Origin of the sequence: Salana multivorans, assembly GCF_003751805.1 — a bacterium.
Lineage (GTDB): Bacteria > Actinomycetota > Actinomycetes > Actinomycetales > Beutenbergiaceae > Salana > Salana multivorans.
Genome location: NZ_RKHQ01000001.1, coordinates 1 through 16,435, shown reverse-complemented (window position 1 = coordinate 16,435; position 16,435 = coordinate 1). Strand labels below are relative to the sequence as shown.

Sequence of the window (16,435 nt, the reverse complement as noted above, 5' to 3'; positions counted from 1 at the left end):
AACGTGGGGTTGAACGTGCCTGACGATGGTGCCGTCGTAGAGGGGCGGCACTCGACCAACTGCGCGGTGAGCGTCGGGCGCGATGGCTGCGTTGTCCTCACCACCTGGCGCGGGTACCCGGCAGACCGCCAGATGACCACCTTCCTCGACCGACAGGCGTTCCTCGACGCCGTCTCCGACGCCCTTGGCGTCGACATCACCGACCACAACGAAGGGAGCACACTGTGAAGCTCAGCGAGATCCTCGACCCGACCCTGCTGGCGGCCGATGTCGACGCCGGCTACATCACCTCGCGCCACCACCCCGACGACCAGTCGCTCGTCATCTACAACTACACCCCGGCGGCGCAGTATGACCGGCACTGGACGGACGCGACGCGCCTCTGTCGCGGTCTGATCGTGCGGCTCGACGGCAGCGGCGACGCCGACATCGTCGCTCGTCCGTTCGCCAAGTTCTTCAACTATGGCGAGCACCCGGACGGGAGCCTCAACCTCAGCCAGTGGGCCGTCGCCTACGACAAGCTCGACGGCTCTCTCGGGGTCATCTACCCCGCGCCGGACGGACGCCCCGCCGTCGCGACGAGGGGGTCGTTCACCAGCGACCAGGCGGTCCACGCGACGACCGTCCTGCGCGAGCGGTACTCCAAGGTCGACACCCAGGCCGGGTGGACGGATCTCGTGGAGATCATCTACCCCTCGAACCGGATCGTCGTCGACTACGGCGATATGGACGACCTGGTCCAGATCGGGATGGTTAACCACGCGACGGGGCATTCCACCCCGTCTGCCTGGTGGTCCAAGTACGGGATGCCCGCCGCCTCGCGAGTGGCCGAGGGCTCCCTCGCTGAGGTGCTTGCGCTGCCCCCGCGAGAGGGCAAGGAGGGGGTCGTGGTCCACCTCGCCGACGGGACGATGGTGAAGATCAAGCAGGACGACTACGTGCGCCTGCACCGCATCGTCACCGGCCTCAACGAGACCACCGTGTGGGAGGCGCTGCGCACCGGCACCTACTGGCGGCTGGAGCGGGAGATGCCCGAGGAGTTCCGCGACTGGGCCTGGAGGATCGCGAGGCCGCTCCTCGCAGACCACGGGCTGCTCGTTCAGGGGGCGCGACAGGCGCACGCCTCCGCCGCGCTCGCGGCGCCCAGCAAGCACTACACCGAGCGCCGTACGTGGCGGAAGGAGTTCGCCCGACTGGCGAACCGCAGCGCCTACGCGCCCTACATCTTCGCGATCGAGGACGGGCGGGACTTCTACGACATGGCCTGGAAGGCGGTTCGCCCCAAGGGTCCCAAGCCGACCGGGCGAACGGAGTGTGCGGCGTGACCGGTCAGGAGCTCGTGATCTTGCGGGGCTACCCCGGCAGCGGCAAGACGACATGGGCGACCGAGTGGGTCGCCGAGGACCCGGAGGGTCGTGCGCGCCTGTCGCGAGATGATCTTCGCGACGCCTTCTATGACCGGCGTTCAGGCCTCTCGTCCTCGCAGGAGGGCGCGATCACCAAGGCGCATCGCGCCGCGGTGAAGGCTCTTCTCGCGGGCGGCAAGAGCGTCGCCGTCGACGACACCAACCTCCGCCTCCGGACGGCCCGTGAGTGGGTCGACCTCGCCATCTCCGGGGGAGCCTCCTGGCGCGTCGTGAACGTCGAGACGCCCGTCGGGGAGTGTCACGAGCGAAACGTCGCCCGAGCTCTGCATGGCGAGGCGGCGGTTCCTGGGGGAGTCATCAACAGCTTCGCCCAGCGCTACCCGATGCCGTGGCCCGAGGTGAAGCCGAGCGAGCGCAAGAGGGCGAGCGACCCGATGCCCTACACGCGCGAGGACGGAGCCGGCTTGCCGCTCGCGATCATCGTCGACATCGACGGCACCCTGGCCCACATGAACGGGCGAGGGCCCTACGACCTTGATCGCGTCCATGAGGACACCGTCGATCCGGTGGTCGACATGCTGATCGAGAAGATGTGGCTCGACGAGGTCTCCGTCATCTTCCTGAGCGGTCGCGAGGACTCCTGCGCTGCCGTGACCAACTCGTGGCTCGCCGACGCCGGCTGGGACTCGCGCGAGACGGAGGGCGTGGTGGGTCCGCTCATGCGCAAGACCGGCGACCGTCGTCCCGACTTCGAGGTGAAGTACGACCTGTTCAACGAGCACGTGCGCGGTCGTTACGACGTCATCTTCGCGCTCGACGACCGGAATCAGGTGGTTCGCCTCTGGCGTGACATGGGCATCAAGTGCCTCCAGGTTCAGGACGGCGACTTCTGATGGCGACCACGAGTCAGCGCGAGGCGACCATCGAGCGATGGTGCCGCTGTGGGACCGAGTGGGGCGCGAAGGCGGATGTCCGCTGGTGCCCGCACTGCGACGGGGGCGAGGGGTGCACCGCCTACCCGATGATCCCCGCCACGGCCAAGGACGGCCAGGGGGAGACGGTGCTCACGGGGCTCGGGGGTATCGGCGGGGCGTGCACGAAGTGCGAGGTCTCGCGGCGCATCTGCTGCACCTGCGGGCAGCCCGCAGGGAGCTACGTGGCTGCGCTCGAATGCACGAAGAAGGACATCGAGGAGAGGGGTTACGAGTGAGTGAGAGCAAGTTCAAGGTCGGGGACCGCGTGGTCCGAACCGGCGCGCACCACTACCGCCTGGGGGGCGCCGGGGTGGTCGCTGTCGACCCCAACGAGTGGGAGCTCGGGACCGCTGGAACCGTGCGGTGGGTCTACGGCGATGGTGACCTCGGCGTCAAGGTCGATGGAGCGCCCGTGACTGCGATCGTCCCGGAGTCGGTGACCCTGGAGTCGGAGTACCTCAAGCGCCTCCCGCGCGTCATCTCGTTCGGCGAGATCCAGGTCGGCGACACGATCCGCGTGGAGCTGGTGCGGGACGACGGCATGAGCGACACGCGCCAGGGGTTGGTCACCGAGGTCTCGCTCGCCGGCTACGCCCAGTCGAACGGGTACATCCTCGCCTTCGTGGACCGAGTTTCAGGGATGGCCCAGACGATCACGCTCCTGGACCGGCCCAAGCCCGAGCAGGAGCTCCCGTCCACCATCGGCGCGACCATCGTCAACGTCCGGGTCTCGATCCCGCGGGGCTGGTCATCGGACCCCTTCGAGCGCGTCTACGCATTCGGCGTTCGTCGGCTCTTCGGCGCCGACGAACGGCCGTGGCTGCTGTTCAACCCCGACCAGGGGTGGCAGGACGCCGCCGACGAGCACATCGTCGACTGGGCCCCCGGCGAGGTCGTCGCGGCGGCGGGCGCCCCGTGATCGTTCTGCTCCTGCTCGCGACCTTCCTCGCCGGAGTGGTGTGCGGCCTCGCACTCGCCTCCACCACGGGGCGCCGGAGTCGCGCCTCCAGCCCGACAGCACACCCGGCGGGGCCGACCGGCCTCGAAGCCATCACCAGCGATGCCGTCTACGGCACGCCGATCAACAAGACCACCTACTGAGAGGAGCAACAGTGTTCATCGTTGCCATCATCCTTGCCGTCATCGCGCTCATCGCGACGGCCGTGTTCTTCATCGTCAAGCCCAGGGGGAACAACTACGACTTCCCGACGAAGCGGGCGGCCGGCATTGCCGCCGCTGTCGCGCTCGTGGGATCGCTCCTGTTCGTCGGGTTCAGCACCATCTACTCGCAGTCGGTTGGTCAGGCGTCGGTCCTCGTGAACGCTGGTGGGACCGTCGCCGGCCAGAACAGCGAGCCCGGCTTCGCAACCAAGGCGCCCTGGCAGACCCGCAGCGAGTGGGATCTGTTCTCCCAGTCCGTGACCTACGCCGGCGACGACAAGGGTGCGCCGTCCTACACGGGTGGGCAGGTCTCGGGCCAGCAGGTCACCGCCAGCGTCTCTGGCGGCGCCCAGAGCAACTTCGACTTCTCCGCCGTCTATTCGCTCGACGGGGACCACGTCGAGGAGCTCTACGAGTCCTACCGCTCGCAGGAGCGCTTCACGAAGCAGGTCATCGAGCCGACCATCCTCGCCGTCGTGCGCGACGTCCCCTCCGCGTACTCGCCGGTCCAGTTCCGGGGCGAGAAGCGCGGCGAGGCCCAGGACACCATGCTGGAGCGGCTCAACAGCCGGCTGTCGCAGTACGGCGTGACCGTCTCCCTGGTGAACCTCCAGAACATCACCTTCTCCGACGACGTCGAGGCGTCGATCAAGAGCGTCGAGGTCGCCCAGCAGAAGGAGGCCGAGGCTGAGGCCAACCTCCGCGCGACCGAGGTGTCCGCCCAGGCTCAGGTGGTCGAGGCCGAGGCGCAGGCCGAGGCCAACCGCGTTCTGACCGAGTCGCTCACCCCCGAGCTGCTCCGACTTCGCGAGATCGAAGCGTACGGGTCGGGCACGGTGTTCGTGGTGCCGGAGGGCTCGACTCCGTTCGTCCAGGTCGCGCCGTGAAGCGTCGGATCGCAGCGGTTGCCGTCGCGGCCGGCCTCGCGCTCGGCCTCTCGGCGTGCGGGGTCGAGGCTGAGAGCTCCACCCAGACACGAGCGGGAACGGTGAACGTGTTCACCGTCGACCTGCCGGACGGTGGTCGGATGCTCTGCGCAACGCTCACCCGCGGTGAGGACGGCGTCGCGCTCGACTGCTCATGGTGAGCGTCGCCCCGCGCTGGCGGCGGTACCGCGCGTACTGCGACGACTGTCGCTGGGTCGGTCCCGGATACTGGCGGACGGGCCACGGCGCGCAGAGCGATCTTCGGGAGCATCTCGCGAAGAACCACGAGCGGTCCGCCCACGGGGTGGAGTTGGTGCCGTTCGGTGATCTCGATGGCGACTGAGTACCAGCGGAAGCTGTGGGACCAGTTCTACGAAGCGGGGCGGAACCACAGGGTGATGCAGGCGCTAGAGCGCGAGCTCGACGCCCCTCTTCCCCCGCCGCCGCCGCTGCGGAGCGAGTTCGTGCCGGAGGATGCCTGGCCCTCGCTCCCCGCCTCGCCAAAGCTGTTCATCAAGAAGGCGACGGCGAACGGCTGGGCCGTCAGGGTGCTGGACTCGGTTGGTCCTCGACTCGGCGGACTCGGGCTCCGCAACGTTCTGGAGCCCGAGTGCCACACGCTTGGCGTCTCGGCCCGCAGGGGGCCGGTCGCCATGTGCGCCTGGTGGCGCGAGACCGACAGCGTCAACAAGGACGGCAGCTACAAGTGGGTGGCCGACTCCGCGATCGGGTTCCAGCCCACGCTCAAGGTCATCTCCCACACGGACGCCACGAAGTACCTGCAAGCCTGAACATCGAAGGGCCCCAGCTCAAGGATCACACCCTAGGCTGGGGCCCTTCGGCGTGCCAGGTGCATCCTAGGCGGATGACCAGGTCCATGCTGATTCGCCTACGATGCACCCGTGGACGTGGCCCTGTACGTGAGAATCTCGCTCGACCGTTACGGCAACCAGGAGGGCGTCGAGAACCAGCGCGAGGCGCTCGTTGAGTGGTGTTCTCGGCAGGGGTGGCGGATCGTAGGGATCTACGAGGACAACGACATCTCGGCAACGACCGGAGCCCGCCGACCGGGGTTCGAGGCCCTACTGCGCTCGGGCGCCGAGGCGATCGCGGTCTGGCACACCGATCGCCTCGTGCGCACCAACCGTGACCTGGAGCGCGTCATCGAGCTCGGCATCAACGTGTACGCCAAGGAGGCCGGACACCTCGACCTGTCGACACCAGCGGGGCGTGCAGTGGCGCGCACGGTTACCGCCTGGGCCCAGTACGAGGGGGAGCAGAAGGCGATCCGCCAGCGGCTCAGCAACGCGGCGCGGGCACGAAAGGGCAAGCGCTGGTGGGCAACCCGTCCCTACGGCAACGAAATGGATGGCAGCCTGAACCAGGCCGAGGCGGCCGTGATCCAGCGCGCCGCGGGAGAGCTCATCGGCGGGGCCAGCCTCTACGGAATCGCGAAGCGGCTCAACGAAGAGGGGCACCCGACTGCGCGCGGCGGGAAGTGGACCGGCGCGCTCTTGCGTCAGGTGCTACAGAACCCGCGGATCGCCGGCGTTCGTGTGTACGACGGGGTGGAGGTGGGCACGGGCGACTGGGAAGCCCCGCTCGACATGACGACCTGGCGCACCATGAAAGCCATCCTCGACCGGCCCGAACGGAACACGAACCCCGTGCGCAAGGTGCGTAAGCACCTGCTCGTGTCGCTCGCGACCTGCGGAGTCTGTGGGAGCACCCTCAAGTCAGGCCGGCGCCGTTCGACACCGCCTCGGCGAGCGATAGGGGCGGAGCGCGTCACGCCCCTGGGGTACTACCTCACCTGCTCCTCGGGCTACCACGTCATGATTCCCGAGCCTCTCGTCGACGACACGGTAGAAGGGTTCATCTTCACCCTCGTCGACATGGCTGAGATTGAAGACCCAGACACCTCCACCCCGGAGCATGGCGCGACCCTGGTGGGCGAGGCCGCCGCGCTGCGGGAGCGGCTCACCGAAGCCGCAGCGAGCTTTGCTGAGGGCGTGCTCACCATCGAGCAACTTGGCACCATCACGACTGGTCTTAGGGGGAGGCTTGAGGAGATCGAGCGTTCGATAGCCGAAACAGAAAAAGCCCCCACCCTCGCTCGCTTCCTCGCGGCGGAGGATGCGAAGCGGGAGTGGGGGCGGATGTCTCTGGATGAGAAGCGTCAGATCATCGACAGGCTGGTGCAGGTCTCCGTGCACCCTGCGGGGAAGGGGCGTCGGTACGGCCGCGAGCACGTGATCGTGACCCTGCGAAGGTCTGAACCAGGAAGTCGCGTTGCCACGGCAGGAGTTTGAAGTCGGGCCCGAGGGCTCGGGCCGTCCACTCCTCGACGGTCACTCCGCCACCGTCACGCGGGCGCGGGGGTCAACCTGGACCACCACGTCGCCCGCGAACCAGAGCTCGATGGCGGGCTGGGCCGTGGGGTTGTGGGCCAAGCCGGGGAAGTCGGACGGAGCCACGAGCTGGGCGTCGATCCGCTGGAGCACGCCTCGCAGCTTGACGCCGGCGCGTGAGTTCACCTCGATCACCGCACCAAGGTCGGTTGCGGACAGGTCGGCGGCGCGCAGAGCGGCGTCAACGAGGGGGATGGGGTCGATGTCAGTCGCAGTCAAGGTGGCTGTTCTCCTCTCGCGGGGCGCCGTTCAGGTCGTCCCTCATGTGTTCGATGGCGGCCATGTAGCGCCGCTGTGCTGTGTCCTTGGAGCACCCCTCCAGGGCGCCGATCGTTCGGAAGTCGAGGTCTTGGGCGTGCCGTCGGAACACCGCGCGCCGCCAGTCGTCGAGCGGGAGTCGTCGCCACGCGCTCGACATGTCTGCCCACACCGCCCAGGCCGTGCCGGACCTCGTCGGGTCAGAGCTCGGGTTACGGGGCATGTCGGGATCGGGCGACCCCTCCCGCTCCTGGGACTGCTGGAAGCGGCTCTCGTCCCACAGGGTCGACAGGGCCTCCTCGATCGTCTTCGTGTCGTACTGCCCCACTAGCCCTCCTCAGCCTCGGCCATCTCGTCGTAGGCGTCGGACAGCGGTCGGCGGTGCCACGACGCCCAGGGGCTCTTTCGGACCCGGTCCCGAAACGTCTGCGAGACCAGCTTGCGGACGTTGTCGCTACCGCCCCGACGGGCGAGCGCGGCGAGGACGCGAGACTCGTTCTCCAGGAGGAACAGGTACGCCTCCTGGGTGGCGTCGTCGGGTTCCAGGTCGTTCGGGTAGCGCCTCGCCGCCTGCCTGGCGCCGCGCACCGCCGCCGCGACGGTCTTCTCGTCGGGGTAGCTCCGGCTCACTCGCCGCCTCGCAGCGCCTGCTCGACGGACGCACGGAAGTGCTGGTGGCGATCGACGCGACCCGCCTGGCCGGGGTGAGCCCGCGACCACTCGATCTCCATGCGGTCGGCGACGTGGGCGTCGAGATCCTTGAGGTGGGCGATCTTGGTCGTGTCGTTGAGCCGGGTGTCCTCGAACGGCGTCGGGCACGAGCACCCTGAGTCGTCCGCGACGAGCACGTCGCCCGTCTCCGTGTCGAGCCAGGCGTCCGTCATGTTGAACTGGTACGACTCTTCGTCCCAGTCGATGCTGTCGATCCAGCGAAAGCGATCGCTTCGGATGTGGGGATTCTCTTCGGTCACGGTCGACCTCCTCTCCGGCCCCACCGCAGTGGGGCTCCTCTATTCAGTTGTCAAGGCGCAGTACACGCCACGTTATACAGTCGGCCCTAGCACACCGCGAGGTCGCGCCAGCCATCCTCGTCGACCACGAAGGTCAGGACACCAGGAGCCGAGTCCGCCCCGGACAGGTTGCGGAACCAGTCAGAGCCGTTGTCCGACGTCGGCGCCACGAACAGCCATCGGTCGTCGCCGACGGTCTGGATGCGCAGGTTGTGGAAGTGCCCGAACACCGCGATGTCTGCTCGCCCGACCGGCGTGCGGCCGAGCGCCTGCCCCGCGAGCCACTTGGCGAGCCCGTCGGCAGTGCCGGCCTGGTGGCCGTGCGCGACCCCGAGAACCTTGCCCCCAGCGAGCTCGATGGCGACCGACTCCTCGTGCGTCCCCGGCGTGAAGAACTCGACGTGACCGTAGAGGTCGTTGTTGACCGCCGCCATGTCTGCGACCTGGGCGATGACCTCGATCCCGTAGTCGTCGGACGCGGGCCCCATCTTCGCCTTGCCGCGCCTGACGGCGCCGTGGTTCGACGGAACGCCGATGACCTTCACGCTCGCGGACAGCCGAGCGGCCGTGGCAACCCAAGTCCAGAGGACTCGACGCCACACCCGGATCTGCTCGGTGAGCTGGAGGTCGTTCGTCCGGTCCTGCTGGGGTGCGGACTCGAAGTTCTCCACGGCATCGCCTGCGTCGACGAGGATGATCTCCGAAGCCGCGACCGTCCGAGCGCGATGCTCGAACCGCTCGCGCGAAGCCTCCAGGCGGCCGAGCACCTCCTCGGCGCCGCCCCGGCTCCCGACCTTGCCGATCTGCGGGTCTGCGATGATCGTGACCAGCGACGCTCGCCCACCCAGCGGGACCACCTGCGGGGTCAGCTCGGCACGAGCGCGCTCGATGGCTGCGTGCAGGTCGTCGAGGTCTGGAAGGGTCGAGCCGGCCGCGCCACCCGCACGGCGAACGAAGCTGAACCTCTTCGACTCGCCGACGGCGCCGTTGGGCATGGTCCACTCCGACGAGCGGAACCCGCTGGCCTCCCACTCGTGTGGATCGAGCCCCTTCGTCGTGAGGAACTCCGCGACGGTCTCGTCCGTGATCGTGCCCTCGGGGGCGTTGATCTCGGCCTCGGCCCGGTCGCCACTCACCTCAAGCTTGCGCGTGAACGCTCGCTCTGCGGTCCGCGCGCTCTGCGGCGGTGCTGGCGGTGGCGCCAGCAGGTCGTCCTTGAGACTCAAGCGAGTCCTCCTTGATGTTGAAGTTGACGAACCAGTCGTCGTAGTCGAAGGGGTCGCGGCCGCTCGCGCAGCCCATCACCTGGCCCGCCGTCGTCGTCGGGCGTTGTACTTCGTGTGGAGCTGGCGCCGACGAGCCCGGCTGAGCGGGTCGAGCCATCGGAGGAGGTGCATGCGCTTGAGCAGTTCATCCGCGGAGATCGTGAATGACATGCTCACGTCACCGAGGTGGCGGAATGACTCGGCCACATCGTCGAGTGGCCGAGTCGGCGATGTGAGCGGGCCGGTGATCTTGCCGACCTCGGTCCACTCCCCGCCGTCGGTGTCGGCGATCCACACCCCAGAGGCCGGCGCCAGTGAGTCAGCCGGCCCCATTGCGGGCCTCCCTGGCGATGCGCAGTCGCTCAACCGCAGCCTCGCGCTGGTCATCCGTCAGCGGCTTGCGCCTGCGCTTGATCCCGTGAACCGGGCTCCACTCCGCCGCCGGGAGGATGGCCTCGACCCAGGGCGTGCCGTCGTGGACCCCCTCAGAAACGATGGTAACGCGTGAGTGATTCCTGAGCTTGGTGATGTCACGCCTGCGGTTGGACCAGACGCGCACGTGCGCATCGGAGTCACACACTGTGACAGTGGTTTCTCGCTCGTCAGCCGTCGCCACGGTCCACCTCCTGGGCCAGCTCGTCGACGCGACCGGGCCAGAACCCGGACCAGTGTCGGTCCTCGTTCACGTACACGACCGGGGCCGCGTTGTGGCCAAGCCCCTTGGCGAAGCGCAGCGCCTCGGCGTCGAGGTCGAGGTACCGGACGTCGTAGTGCTGACCCTCGCGAAGGCCGTGCCGATCGAGCACTCGCTGAGTCGCGACGCACGGCTGGCAGCCCTGGGACTTCTTGAAGAGGGTGAACCTCATTCGCAGTCACGCTCCCGGAGCATTCGGTGTGAAGCCGTCTTCACACCGCGCAGCGCCCGGTGGGCGTCGACAATCTGACGGAGCCGGTCCAGCGCGACGATCTCCTCATGAAGCGGCGTCGGCTCGCCCAGGTCGTGAACGATCGTGCGGTCGAGCGGGAGCCAGTTCCGGATGCGGTCTCCCGCGTCGGTGATCCACTCCACGTCCAGCCCGTCCGGGCAGTCGACCTCCCAGTGGAGGCCGGAGAGGCGCCCGCCCGGAATGCCATGCAGCGTGAGCAGGTCGATCAGGTCATCCCGAAGGGTGCGCAGCCTCACGGTCGCAGCCCCTCTCGTCGGGCCCAGCGGCGCACGGCCGCCTCTCCGACCTGGTGGCCATGCTTCGTCAGGATCAAGGCCACGTGCGCGGCCGGCTGCCCCTCCCGCAACGCCGACCTCACAGCGTCACCCTCGGCCTCGGTCAGGCTCCCCAGTACGGCGTCCATCAGCATCGGCCGCGGTCGTGCGGCGGGTGCCCTCAGCTCGTCTTCAAGTCCCACTCATTCCTCCATCAGGTCGTAGATCGCCTCAGCGCCTTCGGCGAGGTACAGGTCCGTCACGTCCATCTCGGACGGCATCCGGACCCGCTTCGCCGTCGACAGCGAGGCGGTGATCTTGTTCGCGAGCTTGGCGCCCGCCTCGTCGCCATCCGCCCATACCCACACCCGGGAGTAGCCCGCGAACAGGTGACGATGACGCCGCCCCACATCGCGGCACCGGGAAGGGCGACCGCGGGGAGTTCGAGCTGGTTCAGCACCAGGGCGTCCAGCTCCCCCTCGCAGACGTGTACGACGTCCGCTGCGTCATGCAGCGCCTTCACGTTGAACGTGCGGGCAGCCTCGCCCGCCACCGTCGCGTACTTGCCGTGGCCCGCCTCGCGATGGTCGTGGTCGTCCATGCACCGGAACCGCACCTGGAGCACCCCGCCGTCGTGACGGAGATACGGGATCGCTAGCCAGCCCTCGAAGCGAGCGTGCTCGGGGAGAGGGTCAGTGACGCAACCAAGGCGGAAGCGCTGTGCGGTCTCGCGGCTTACGCCCCGCTCCCGGAGATACTGAGCGACCTCGCGTGTAACCCCCGCCTGATACTTGGCGACGGCCTCCCCGAGGATCGCCCGCTGCTCCGACGAGCTGGGCCTCAACACTTCTTGCTCGTCCGTAATCCCCAGCCTCCATTCGTAGAACCATCTGCCACGCGTTCCCGCCCTCGCCACACGAGTGGCAGTTCCAGACGTCCTTGTTCAGGTCGACGGACAGCGAGGGTGTGGAATCGCCGTGGAACGGGCAGCGCACCATCTGGCTAGAGCGCCCGCTGTGGATCGGGATGGAGTAGTGCTCGAACACCGTGACGATGTCCAGGCCCTCCCCATCCCGATCCCGCCTCGCGCTAAGCCGCGCGAGCACCGCTCGTCCTTCGGGCGCGACGTCGCAGCGCTCCAGTGACGCTCTCGCGCTGAGACCGTGACCCAACGAGCCATCGCTCGCGCCGGCGAACGTCGTCTGACCAGCCCAGCCCTGGGCGCGAGCCCGAGAGTGAGACCTGCTGCCCACCTGCGCCCGCCACCTCGACGCCGCCGCCCCCACTCGCGGACTCGATCCGACGCCTCTCGTAGTCGGTGAGCGCCTGGAGCGCAGGATTCGCGGCAGGGGAGGCCCCTCCCACGACCCGTCCCACCCGTCGAGCGACATCCCGCGCGAACCACGCCACTGGGACGCACCCGGCGGGAGACCCCAGTTCTGGTCGCCACGCTCCGACAGGGGGTCGCCCATCTGCGCGAGGCGGTCGATGAAGACGGCGAACTCTCGTCGCGTGAGGCGCTCGATGACGGGCCAGTCGAAGTCGAGCGCACGGGCGATCGCGACGAGATCGATGATCCCGTCGCTCCGTGGGCGGGTCACGTCGCCGCCTCGACGGCGGGGAGCGTGAGGTACTCACTGAGGCGCATCACGACGATCGCTCGCTCGATCGGCTCCTCGCGGTCCTTCACGATCACCACCGCCTGGACGTCCTCGCGCCGGACGCCGGGACGGACTGCGACGTAGTTCGCCGCCTCCTCCTCGGCTTCCGCGAGCCACGAGCGCAGGCTCATCGCCTTCGCGTCCTTGGCCTCGATCAGGATGGTCCCGTAGGTGTCCTGGACGGCGATGTCGCCCTGGTCGAGGCGGCCCATCTTCGGCAGCCGCTCGGCGGCGTGCCCTCGGTTCCGGAAGAAGTCGGTGAGCGAGATCTCCCAGGTCGCCCCACGCCGCTTGTTGGCGCGGTTGCGACGCTGAATCGTCGGGTCAGCCAACGGGCGCCTCCCCTTGGGCTGGGCGTCGTTCTCCAGGAGCACCTTGAAGGTGGAGCGCGACGCCGCATGAAAGACGACCACGCCCTCGGGCCGGTCGAAGCCGGGGCGGCGGACGAACCAGAGAGGGTCAGGCTCGTCAGCGCGCCGTTCACGAGCCCGTCACCGAACGTGCCGACCTCCAGGATGGGCACCGTGAACAGCTCGCCCCGCAGAGGGTTGTGCTCGTTGAGCTTCGACTCGTAGCGGGCGGTGTTGAAGAGCGAGAACCGGCGGTGGTCGAGACCGTAGTTGCGCGCGATGCCCTTACCCCACCACTCGCCAAAGTGCCGACCGGGCCCAAGGGTGAGGGCTAGCGCCTCGGCGTTCTCGGCGACCCACCCCGCGAACCCGTAGTTGTCCGTACTCTTCCCGGGCGTGATGATCCGGTTGCGCGACTGGGCGCCCACCTTGTAGAAGGTGTCGCTGACATGCACGCCGGCCACGTAGCCCTGCTGGTCCTCGGACGGGTCACCGAGGTCGATGATGACGGCGGAGTTGGTGCCGTCGATCTTCTCGGTCACGACCGCGTCGCGGTAGAGGCGCGGAGTCTTCGGCCACGCCTCGAAGGTCACGGCGCTCATCGAGCGCCCGCCCGCGTCGAGAACTTCTTCGCCGTGCGGCGGATCGTCGCCTCCCGAACGGCCCCCACCACAAGGGCGAGGGCGACCAGGAGCGCCGCCCAGATGAGGGCGAGCGCGACGGGCGCAAGGAGCGGGAACAGGATCACCAGCCACCACGGCCAGGCGATGACGCCGCCGAACTTGAGGGCGACGAACACGATGAGTAGGGCGCCCCAGAACCCGAGCCCCCGCGCACGTTCCTCGTGGGAACGTCGGCGGTGGCGGTCACGCTGCACCCCCGGCCGTCGAGGCCACCACCGACGGCTTGACCGGCTCGACCGGGTGGATCAGAGTCCAGCCCTCGTACCGGTCAAGCTCGGCGACGGTCTTGAGTCGGTCGATCGCAGCGGAGGCCCCGATGACGATGAGCGCCATGCCGAGCGCGGCAAGAGCCGCCGCCCACCCGTAGGTGGTGCCCAGCATGACCGTCCCCATGACGAGCGTGAACATCACCGCCACTCGCAGGGGCCAGGGCGTCTGATCCGCCCACGTCTTGAATCGCTGATACACGACGATTCCTCCTTCTCCATATTCAGTTGTGACGCGCTCTACAGCGCGTGAAAGCGGGACAGCTCCGGCTCCGTGCCGATCTCGATGAAGTGTCGAGCGGTCGGGTCCGAGCGTCCGTTGCGGTTCTTGATGACCGCCACGTTGGCCGTACCCCGCCGCGGGTCCAGGGCGATGCTGAGGGAGATCTCCGGCTTCTCGGAGAGGCCCCCTTCACGTCTGCCCGGTTCGGCGGGTCGTACGGAGCGTTCTTCGCGTCCATCGTCTTGTCGCTCGCGTGGTGGCAGGATGAACACCGTCGCCCCCGTCTCCCGTGCGAGCTCGGTCACGATCGACATGGCCTCCATCTGCACCGAGTAGTCCGACTCGGCGCCGTCGAGGTCCATGAGGTTGTCGATCACGAGCACCTCGGGGTAGGCGTCCCAGAGCTCTACGTACGCCTCAAGGGCATCCGTGACGCGCTGCCAGGTGATCGGTGCCCCAAAGACGAACGTCACCTTCGACTCGGCGAGCGCGTCGACGTACTCGGTCTGGGTCCCGGCGTCGAAAGCGGCCTCGATCATCGGTACTCGTCTCGCCGGACACCATCGACGCGAGTCGCGTCGATGCGTCGAACGCCGACATGTCGCCCGAGAAGTACAGGGTGGGGAGGCCCATGTCCTGGACCCAGGCCATCGTGAGGGCCGACTTGCCAGAGCCGGACCTCCCCACCACCATCACTACCTGGCCGTGTCGTGGCGTACAGCCGTAGCGGTACAGGTCCCGAAGCCAGGGACGCGAGGAAGCTCCTTGCCGTCGCTGATGTTGCGACTGAGCGCCTCATGCGTGAACACTAGTCGCCGGCGCCGATCTGGGTGACCGGAGTGGAGCGTAGACGCCCGCAGTCCGTCATCCATCGGTCTCGTATCGGAGGCGGCACGCCTCTCGGTCGTCGGCTCGCTACGCCACCGAACGAGGGTGATGCCAGCCCCGTCGAACTCGTACTGTCGCCCTGGCGGTCCGCTACGCGACTTCCCGCCGGCAGCGCCCGGAACTCGTCAACGGTGACGACGTCCCCACCTCGGACCGCACCTCAGCCGCGGGCGGGCGGTTGATAAGTACCGAACCTGATCCAGCGGCGCGAGGAACAGCACGAGACCTTGGGGTCCTTGACGGTGACTACGCCAGTCCCGTCGCCGTAGTCGACCCTCTTCGCCCTTCCAGGCGGATGCACTCACCGTTGTCGAGGACGACCTCGGTCACCTGGGTCACTCGTCTCTCCGAAGAGGTCGTCCTCCACGCCGGCGGAGGCCGCCTCGCGCGACTCGTAGTAGGCGAGGACCGCCTGCTGCGCGTCCGGCTCGGGGTCCAGCCAGTCGTAGTAGTTCTTGCCGCGGGGCTTGCCGACGGTCTGGATCACGGCGTCGCCGGTGCCCACCAGGTGCTCGATCGTCGAGACGAGCACCTTCGAGGCGATCACCATGTTCTGGTACACCTCGGGCTTGCCGTTCGGCTTGAGGGACGAGTTCGGGAACACCGTCACGTCCGCAGTCAGCTCGTCGCGGTAGGTGATCTGGCCGTTGTACTCGTTCTTCTGGTCGCGCTTGATCGACTTCGGCTCGACCAGGATCGCCAGGTCGTTCGTGTGATCCGCGGGCTTGAAGAACCCTCCGCCGCCCTGCTTCTTACCAATCGCCACTGTTGGGGCCTCCTCTGTTCAGTTGTGTTGTGGGGTACTACTTGCCGGCGATGACCGCGCGGCGGTCCTTCACGCGCTTCTGGAGCGCGGGGTGGCCGTGATCTCGGCCTTGTGCTCGGCGAAGATCGCCTTGAGGCTGTCCACCGACTCGGCCACGTCGATCAGCGCGCCGACGTCGACCTTGGGCTCCGGCTCCGGCTCCTTGGCGGGGGCCTTGCGCGTCCGGGTGGTCGGCTTCTTCGCGGCGGGGTCCTCCTGGGGTTCGTCGCCCCACGGGTCGCCGTCCGCAGCGGGCTTCGCGGGCTCGTCCCACGGCGCGACGGGCCGTCGGCCGGCACGGCGCCCAGGACCACGTTCAGGTTGCGGGCGACCTGGAGAGCCTTGTTCGCGTAGATCACGAGTTCGTAGAGCTTGAGCTCCTTGTGCTGCTCCTCGGCCAGGCCGAACATGTCGGCGATCTTCTGTCGCACCTCGCTGGCGTCGTTGCCATGAATGACGATCCAGGTGTCCGAGAAGTCCTTGCCGCCCTTGAGCGTGACGACGATCTCGGACCCATCGGGGGTGATGTCCACGTCGGACACTAGCCCTCCTCTCCTGCCGCCCCTGGGGCGGCCCTCTATGAAGTTGTGATTGACACGCTACACGGTACGTTATCCAAACGTCAAGCGCAAGCGAGCACCATCTCGCGCTTGGGCTCCCGGTAGGGACCTCCTCCGCGCGGGCGCCGCCCTGGAGGCGGCAGAAGTCGCGAACCGAGCACCCGCCGCAGAGGTTGCTCGGGTTGGCGAGGTAGACGCCGGCGTCGATACCGTCGCGCGCCATGCCGAAGCGGGCGTCGAAGTAGTCCGGCGTGTACCGGACCAGCGACTCCCACTGGATCTTCGGGGGGAGCCTCCGGTCACGAGGGTCAGGAAGGAACTCCTGGGCCATCCAGTAGGCGCCCTGGGTCGCCTTGGCGTCGAACATCTGACGGATAGCCTCGCTGTAGACGCCGAGCTGCTCGTCGTCATCGGCCGGTTGCCGCC

At 68.1% G+C, this 16,435-nt stretch carries 27 protein-coding genes and 1 pseudogene; 11 read left to right on the top strand and 17 right to left on the bottom strand.

Features of this window, described 5'->3' with window-relative positions:
- Positions 1 to 15 precede the first annotated feature (15 nt).
- The 10 genes from EDD28_RS17595 (at position 16) to EDD28_RS00095 (ending at position 6,740) form a co-directional block, all read left to right on the top strand.
- Positions 16 to 228, top strand: coding sequence for a hypothetical protein (locus tag EDD28_RS17595; RefSeq protein WP_211339072.1), 213 nt, complete (start codon positions 16 to 18; stop codon positions 226 to 228).
- Positions 225 to 1,325: an RNA ligase gene (locus EDD28_RS00135; protein WP_170169299.1), complete on the top strand. Its 1,101-nt coding sequence runs from the start codon at positions 225 to 227 to the stop codon at positions 1,323 to 1,325. Before EDD28_RS17595 ends, EDD28_RS00135 begins: the two co-directional genes overlap by 4 nt.
- Positions 1,322 to 2,260, top strand: coding sequence for a phosphatase domain-containing protein (locus EDD28_RS00130; protein ID WP_170169298.1), 939 nt, complete (start codon positions 1,322 to 1,324; stop codon positions 2,258 to 2,260). Before EDD28_RS00135 ends, EDD28_RS00130 begins: the two co-directional genes overlap by 4 nt.
- Entirely contained in the window at positions 2,260 to 2,577 is a 318-nt protein-coding gene (locus EDD28_RS00125; protein ID WP_123737795.1) for a hypothetical protein, read from the top strand. The genes EDD28_RS00130 and EDD28_RS00125 overlap by 1 nt, the downstream gene beginning before the upstream one ends.
- Complete coding sequence (locus EDD28_RS00120) at positions 2,574 to 3,260, top strand: hypothetical protein (RefSeq protein WP_123737794.1); 687 nt, start codon at positions 2,574 to 2,576, stop codon at positions 3,258 to 3,260. Before EDD28_RS00125 ends, EDD28_RS00120 begins: the two co-directional genes overlap by 4 nt.
- Complete coding sequence (locus EDD28_RS17200) at positions 3,257 to 3,442, top strand: hypothetical protein (protein ID WP_170169297.1); 186 nt, start codon at positions 3,257 to 3,259, stop codon at positions 3,440 to 3,442. The genes EDD28_RS00120 and EDD28_RS17200 overlap by 4 nt, the downstream gene beginning before the upstream one ends.
- Before the next feature lie 11 nt (positions 3,443 to 3,453).
- Positions 3,454 to 4,389, top strand: coding sequence for an SPFH domain-containing protein (locus tag EDD28_RS00115; RefSeq protein ID WP_170169296.1), 936 nt, complete (start codon positions 3,454 to 3,456; stop codon positions 4,387 to 4,389).
- Positions 4,386 to 4,589 (top strand): hypothetical protein, encoded by a 204-nt coding sequence (locus tag EDD28_RS00110; protein ID WP_123737792.1) that lies wholly within the window; start codon positions 4,386 to 4,388, stop codon positions 4,587 to 4,589. Before EDD28_RS00115 ends, EDD28_RS00110 begins: the two co-directional genes overlap by 4 nt.
- A gap of 171 nt (positions 4,590 to 4,760) precedes the next feature.
- Positions 4,761 to 5,219 (top strand): hypothetical protein, encoded by a 459-nt coding sequence (locus tag EDD28_RS00100; RefSeq protein ID WP_123737790.1) that lies wholly within the window; start codon positions 4,761 to 4,763, stop codon positions 5,217 to 5,219.
- Positions 5,220 to 5,330: 111 nt separating this feature from the next.
- On the top strand, positions 5,331 to 6,740 hold the full coding sequence (locus tag EDD28_RS00095) for a recombinase family protein (protein WP_123737789.1): 1,410 nt from the start codon (positions 5,331 to 5,333) through the stop codon (positions 6,738 to 6,740).
- A gap of 39 nt (positions 6,741 to 6,779) precedes the next feature.
- Here the strand turns inward: EDD28_RS00095 and EDD28_RS00090 are convergent, their stop codons facing one another.
- From EDD28_RS00090 to EDD28_RS00005, 17 genes and pseudogenes are all read right to left on the bottom strand, one after another.
- Positions 6,780 to 7,058, bottom strand: coding sequence for a hypothetical protein (locus tag EDD28_RS00090; RefSeq protein ID WP_123737788.1), 279 nt, complete (start codon positions 7,056 to 7,058; stop codon positions 6,780 to 6,782).
- Positions 7,045 to 7,425: a hypothetical protein gene (locus EDD28_RS00085; protein WP_123737787.1), complete on the bottom strand. Its 381-nt coding sequence runs from the start codon at positions 7,423 to 7,425 to the stop codon at positions 7,045 to 7,047. The genes EDD28_RS00090 and EDD28_RS00085 overlap by 14 nt, the downstream gene beginning before the upstream one ends.
- Positions 7,425 to 7,727 carry a hypothetical protein gene (locus tag EDD28_RS00080; RefSeq protein WP_123737786.1) on the bottom strand — a complete coding sequence of 101 codons (303 nt, stop codon included), beginning with the start codon at positions 7,725 to 7,727 and terminating at the stop codon, positions 7,425 to 7,427. Before EDD28_RS00080 ends, EDD28_RS00085 begins: the two co-directional genes overlap by 1 nt.
- The gene (locus EDD28_RS00075; RefSeq protein ID WP_123737785.1) at positions 7,724 to 8,068 is read right to left on the bottom strand and encodes a DUF7574 domain-containing protein; all 345 of its coding nucleotides are present in this window, start codon (positions 8,066 to 8,068) and stop codon (positions 7,724 to 7,726) included. Before EDD28_RS00075 ends, EDD28_RS00080 begins: the two co-directional genes overlap by 4 nt.
- A gap of 86 nt (positions 8,069 to 8,154) precedes the next feature.
- Positions 8,155 to 9,333 (bottom strand): metallophosphoesterase family protein, encoded by a 1,179-nt coding sequence (locus EDD28_RS00070; protein WP_148059490.1) that lies wholly within the window; start codon positions 9,331 to 9,333, stop codon positions 8,155 to 8,157.
- A 358-nt stretch (positions 9,334 to 9,691) separates the two neighbouring features.
- On the bottom strand, positions 9,692 to 9,988 hold the full coding sequence (locus EDD28_RS00060) for a hypothetical protein (protein WP_123737782.1): 297 nt from the start codon (positions 9,986 to 9,988) through the stop codon (positions 9,692 to 9,694).
- On the bottom strand, positions 9,975 to 10,238 hold the full coding sequence (locus EDD28_RS00055) for a glutaredoxin family protein (protein ID WP_123737781.1): 264 nt from the start codon (positions 10,236 to 10,238) through the stop codon (positions 9,975 to 9,977). The genes EDD28_RS00060 and EDD28_RS00055 overlap by 14 nt, the downstream gene beginning before the upstream one ends.
- Positions 10,235 to 10,555 carry a hypothetical protein gene (locus EDD28_RS00050; RefSeq protein WP_123737780.1) on the bottom strand — a complete coding sequence of 107 codons (321 nt, stop codon included), beginning with the start codon at positions 10,553 to 10,555 and terminating at the stop codon, positions 10,235 to 10,237. The genes EDD28_RS00055 and EDD28_RS00050 overlap by 4 nt, the downstream gene beginning before the upstream one ends.
- A gap of 221 nt (positions 10,556 to 10,776) precedes the next feature.
- Positions 10,777 to 10,983, bottom strand: a complete 207-nt coding sequence (locus tag EDD28_RS17590) for a hypothetical protein (RefSeq protein WP_211339071.1) — start codon at positions 10,981 to 10,983, stop codon at positions 10,777 to 10,779.
- A gap of 282 nt (positions 10,984 to 11,265) precedes the next feature.
- Positions 11,266 to 11,964, bottom strand: a complete 699-nt coding sequence (locus EDD28_RS18165; protein ID WP_425469972.1) for a CHC2 zinc finger domain-containing protein — start codon at positions 11,962 to 11,964, stop codon at positions 11,266 to 11,268.
- Between the two features lie 206 nt (positions 11,965 to 12,170).
- Positions 12,171 to 12,566, bottom strand: a complete 396-nt coding sequence (locus EDD28_RS00035; protein ID WP_123737849.1) for a hypothetical protein — start codon at positions 12,564 to 12,566, stop codon at positions 12,171 to 12,173.
- 173 nt (positions 12,567 to 12,739) lie between these two features.
- Positions 12,740 to 13,186 (bottom strand): annotated as a pseudogene (locus tag EDD28_RS18160) (RNA ligase family protein); the annotation flags it as partial.
- A complete protein-coding gene (locus EDD28_RS00025; protein WP_211339070.1) occupies positions 13,183 to 13,383 on the bottom strand; it encodes a hypothetical protein in 201 nt (66 codons plus the stop codon). The pseudogene EDD28_RS18160 and the gene EDD28_RS00025, both read right to left, overlap by 4 nt.
- Before the next feature lie 67 nt (positions 13,384 to 13,450).
- Complete coding sequence (locus tag EDD28_RS00020; RefSeq protein ID WP_148059489.1) at positions 13,451 to 13,735, bottom strand: hypothetical protein; 285 nt, start codon at positions 13,733 to 13,735, stop codon at positions 13,451 to 13,453.
- A 38-nt stretch (positions 13,736 to 13,773) separates the two neighbouring features.
- Entirely contained in the window at positions 13,774 to 14,295 is a 522-nt protein-coding gene (locus EDD28_RS00015; protein ID WP_211339069.1) for a hypothetical protein, read from the bottom strand.
- A 650-nt stretch (positions 14,296 to 14,945) separates the two neighbouring features.
- Positions 14,946 to 15,410 carry a hypothetical protein gene (locus EDD28_RS00010; RefSeq protein WP_123737774.1) on the bottom strand — a complete coding sequence of 155 codons (465 nt, stop codon included), beginning with the start codon at positions 15,408 to 15,410 and terminating at the stop codon, positions 14,946 to 14,948.
- Between the two features lie 161 nt (positions 15,411 to 15,571).
- On the bottom strand, positions 15,572 to 15,991 hold the full coding sequence (locus tag EDD28_RS00005; RefSeq protein WP_123737773.1) for a hypothetical protein: 420 nt from the start codon (positions 15,989 to 15,991) through the stop codon (positions 15,572 to 15,574).
- Positions 15,992 to 16,040: 49 nt separating this feature from the next.
- Between EDD28_RS00005 and EDD28_RS17585 the strand changes: the two genes are divergently transcribed.
- On the top strand, positions 16,041 to 16,435 hold a 395-nt coding region (locus EDD28_RS17585; RefSeq protein ID WP_211339068.1), incomplete at its 3' end, for a hypothetical protein.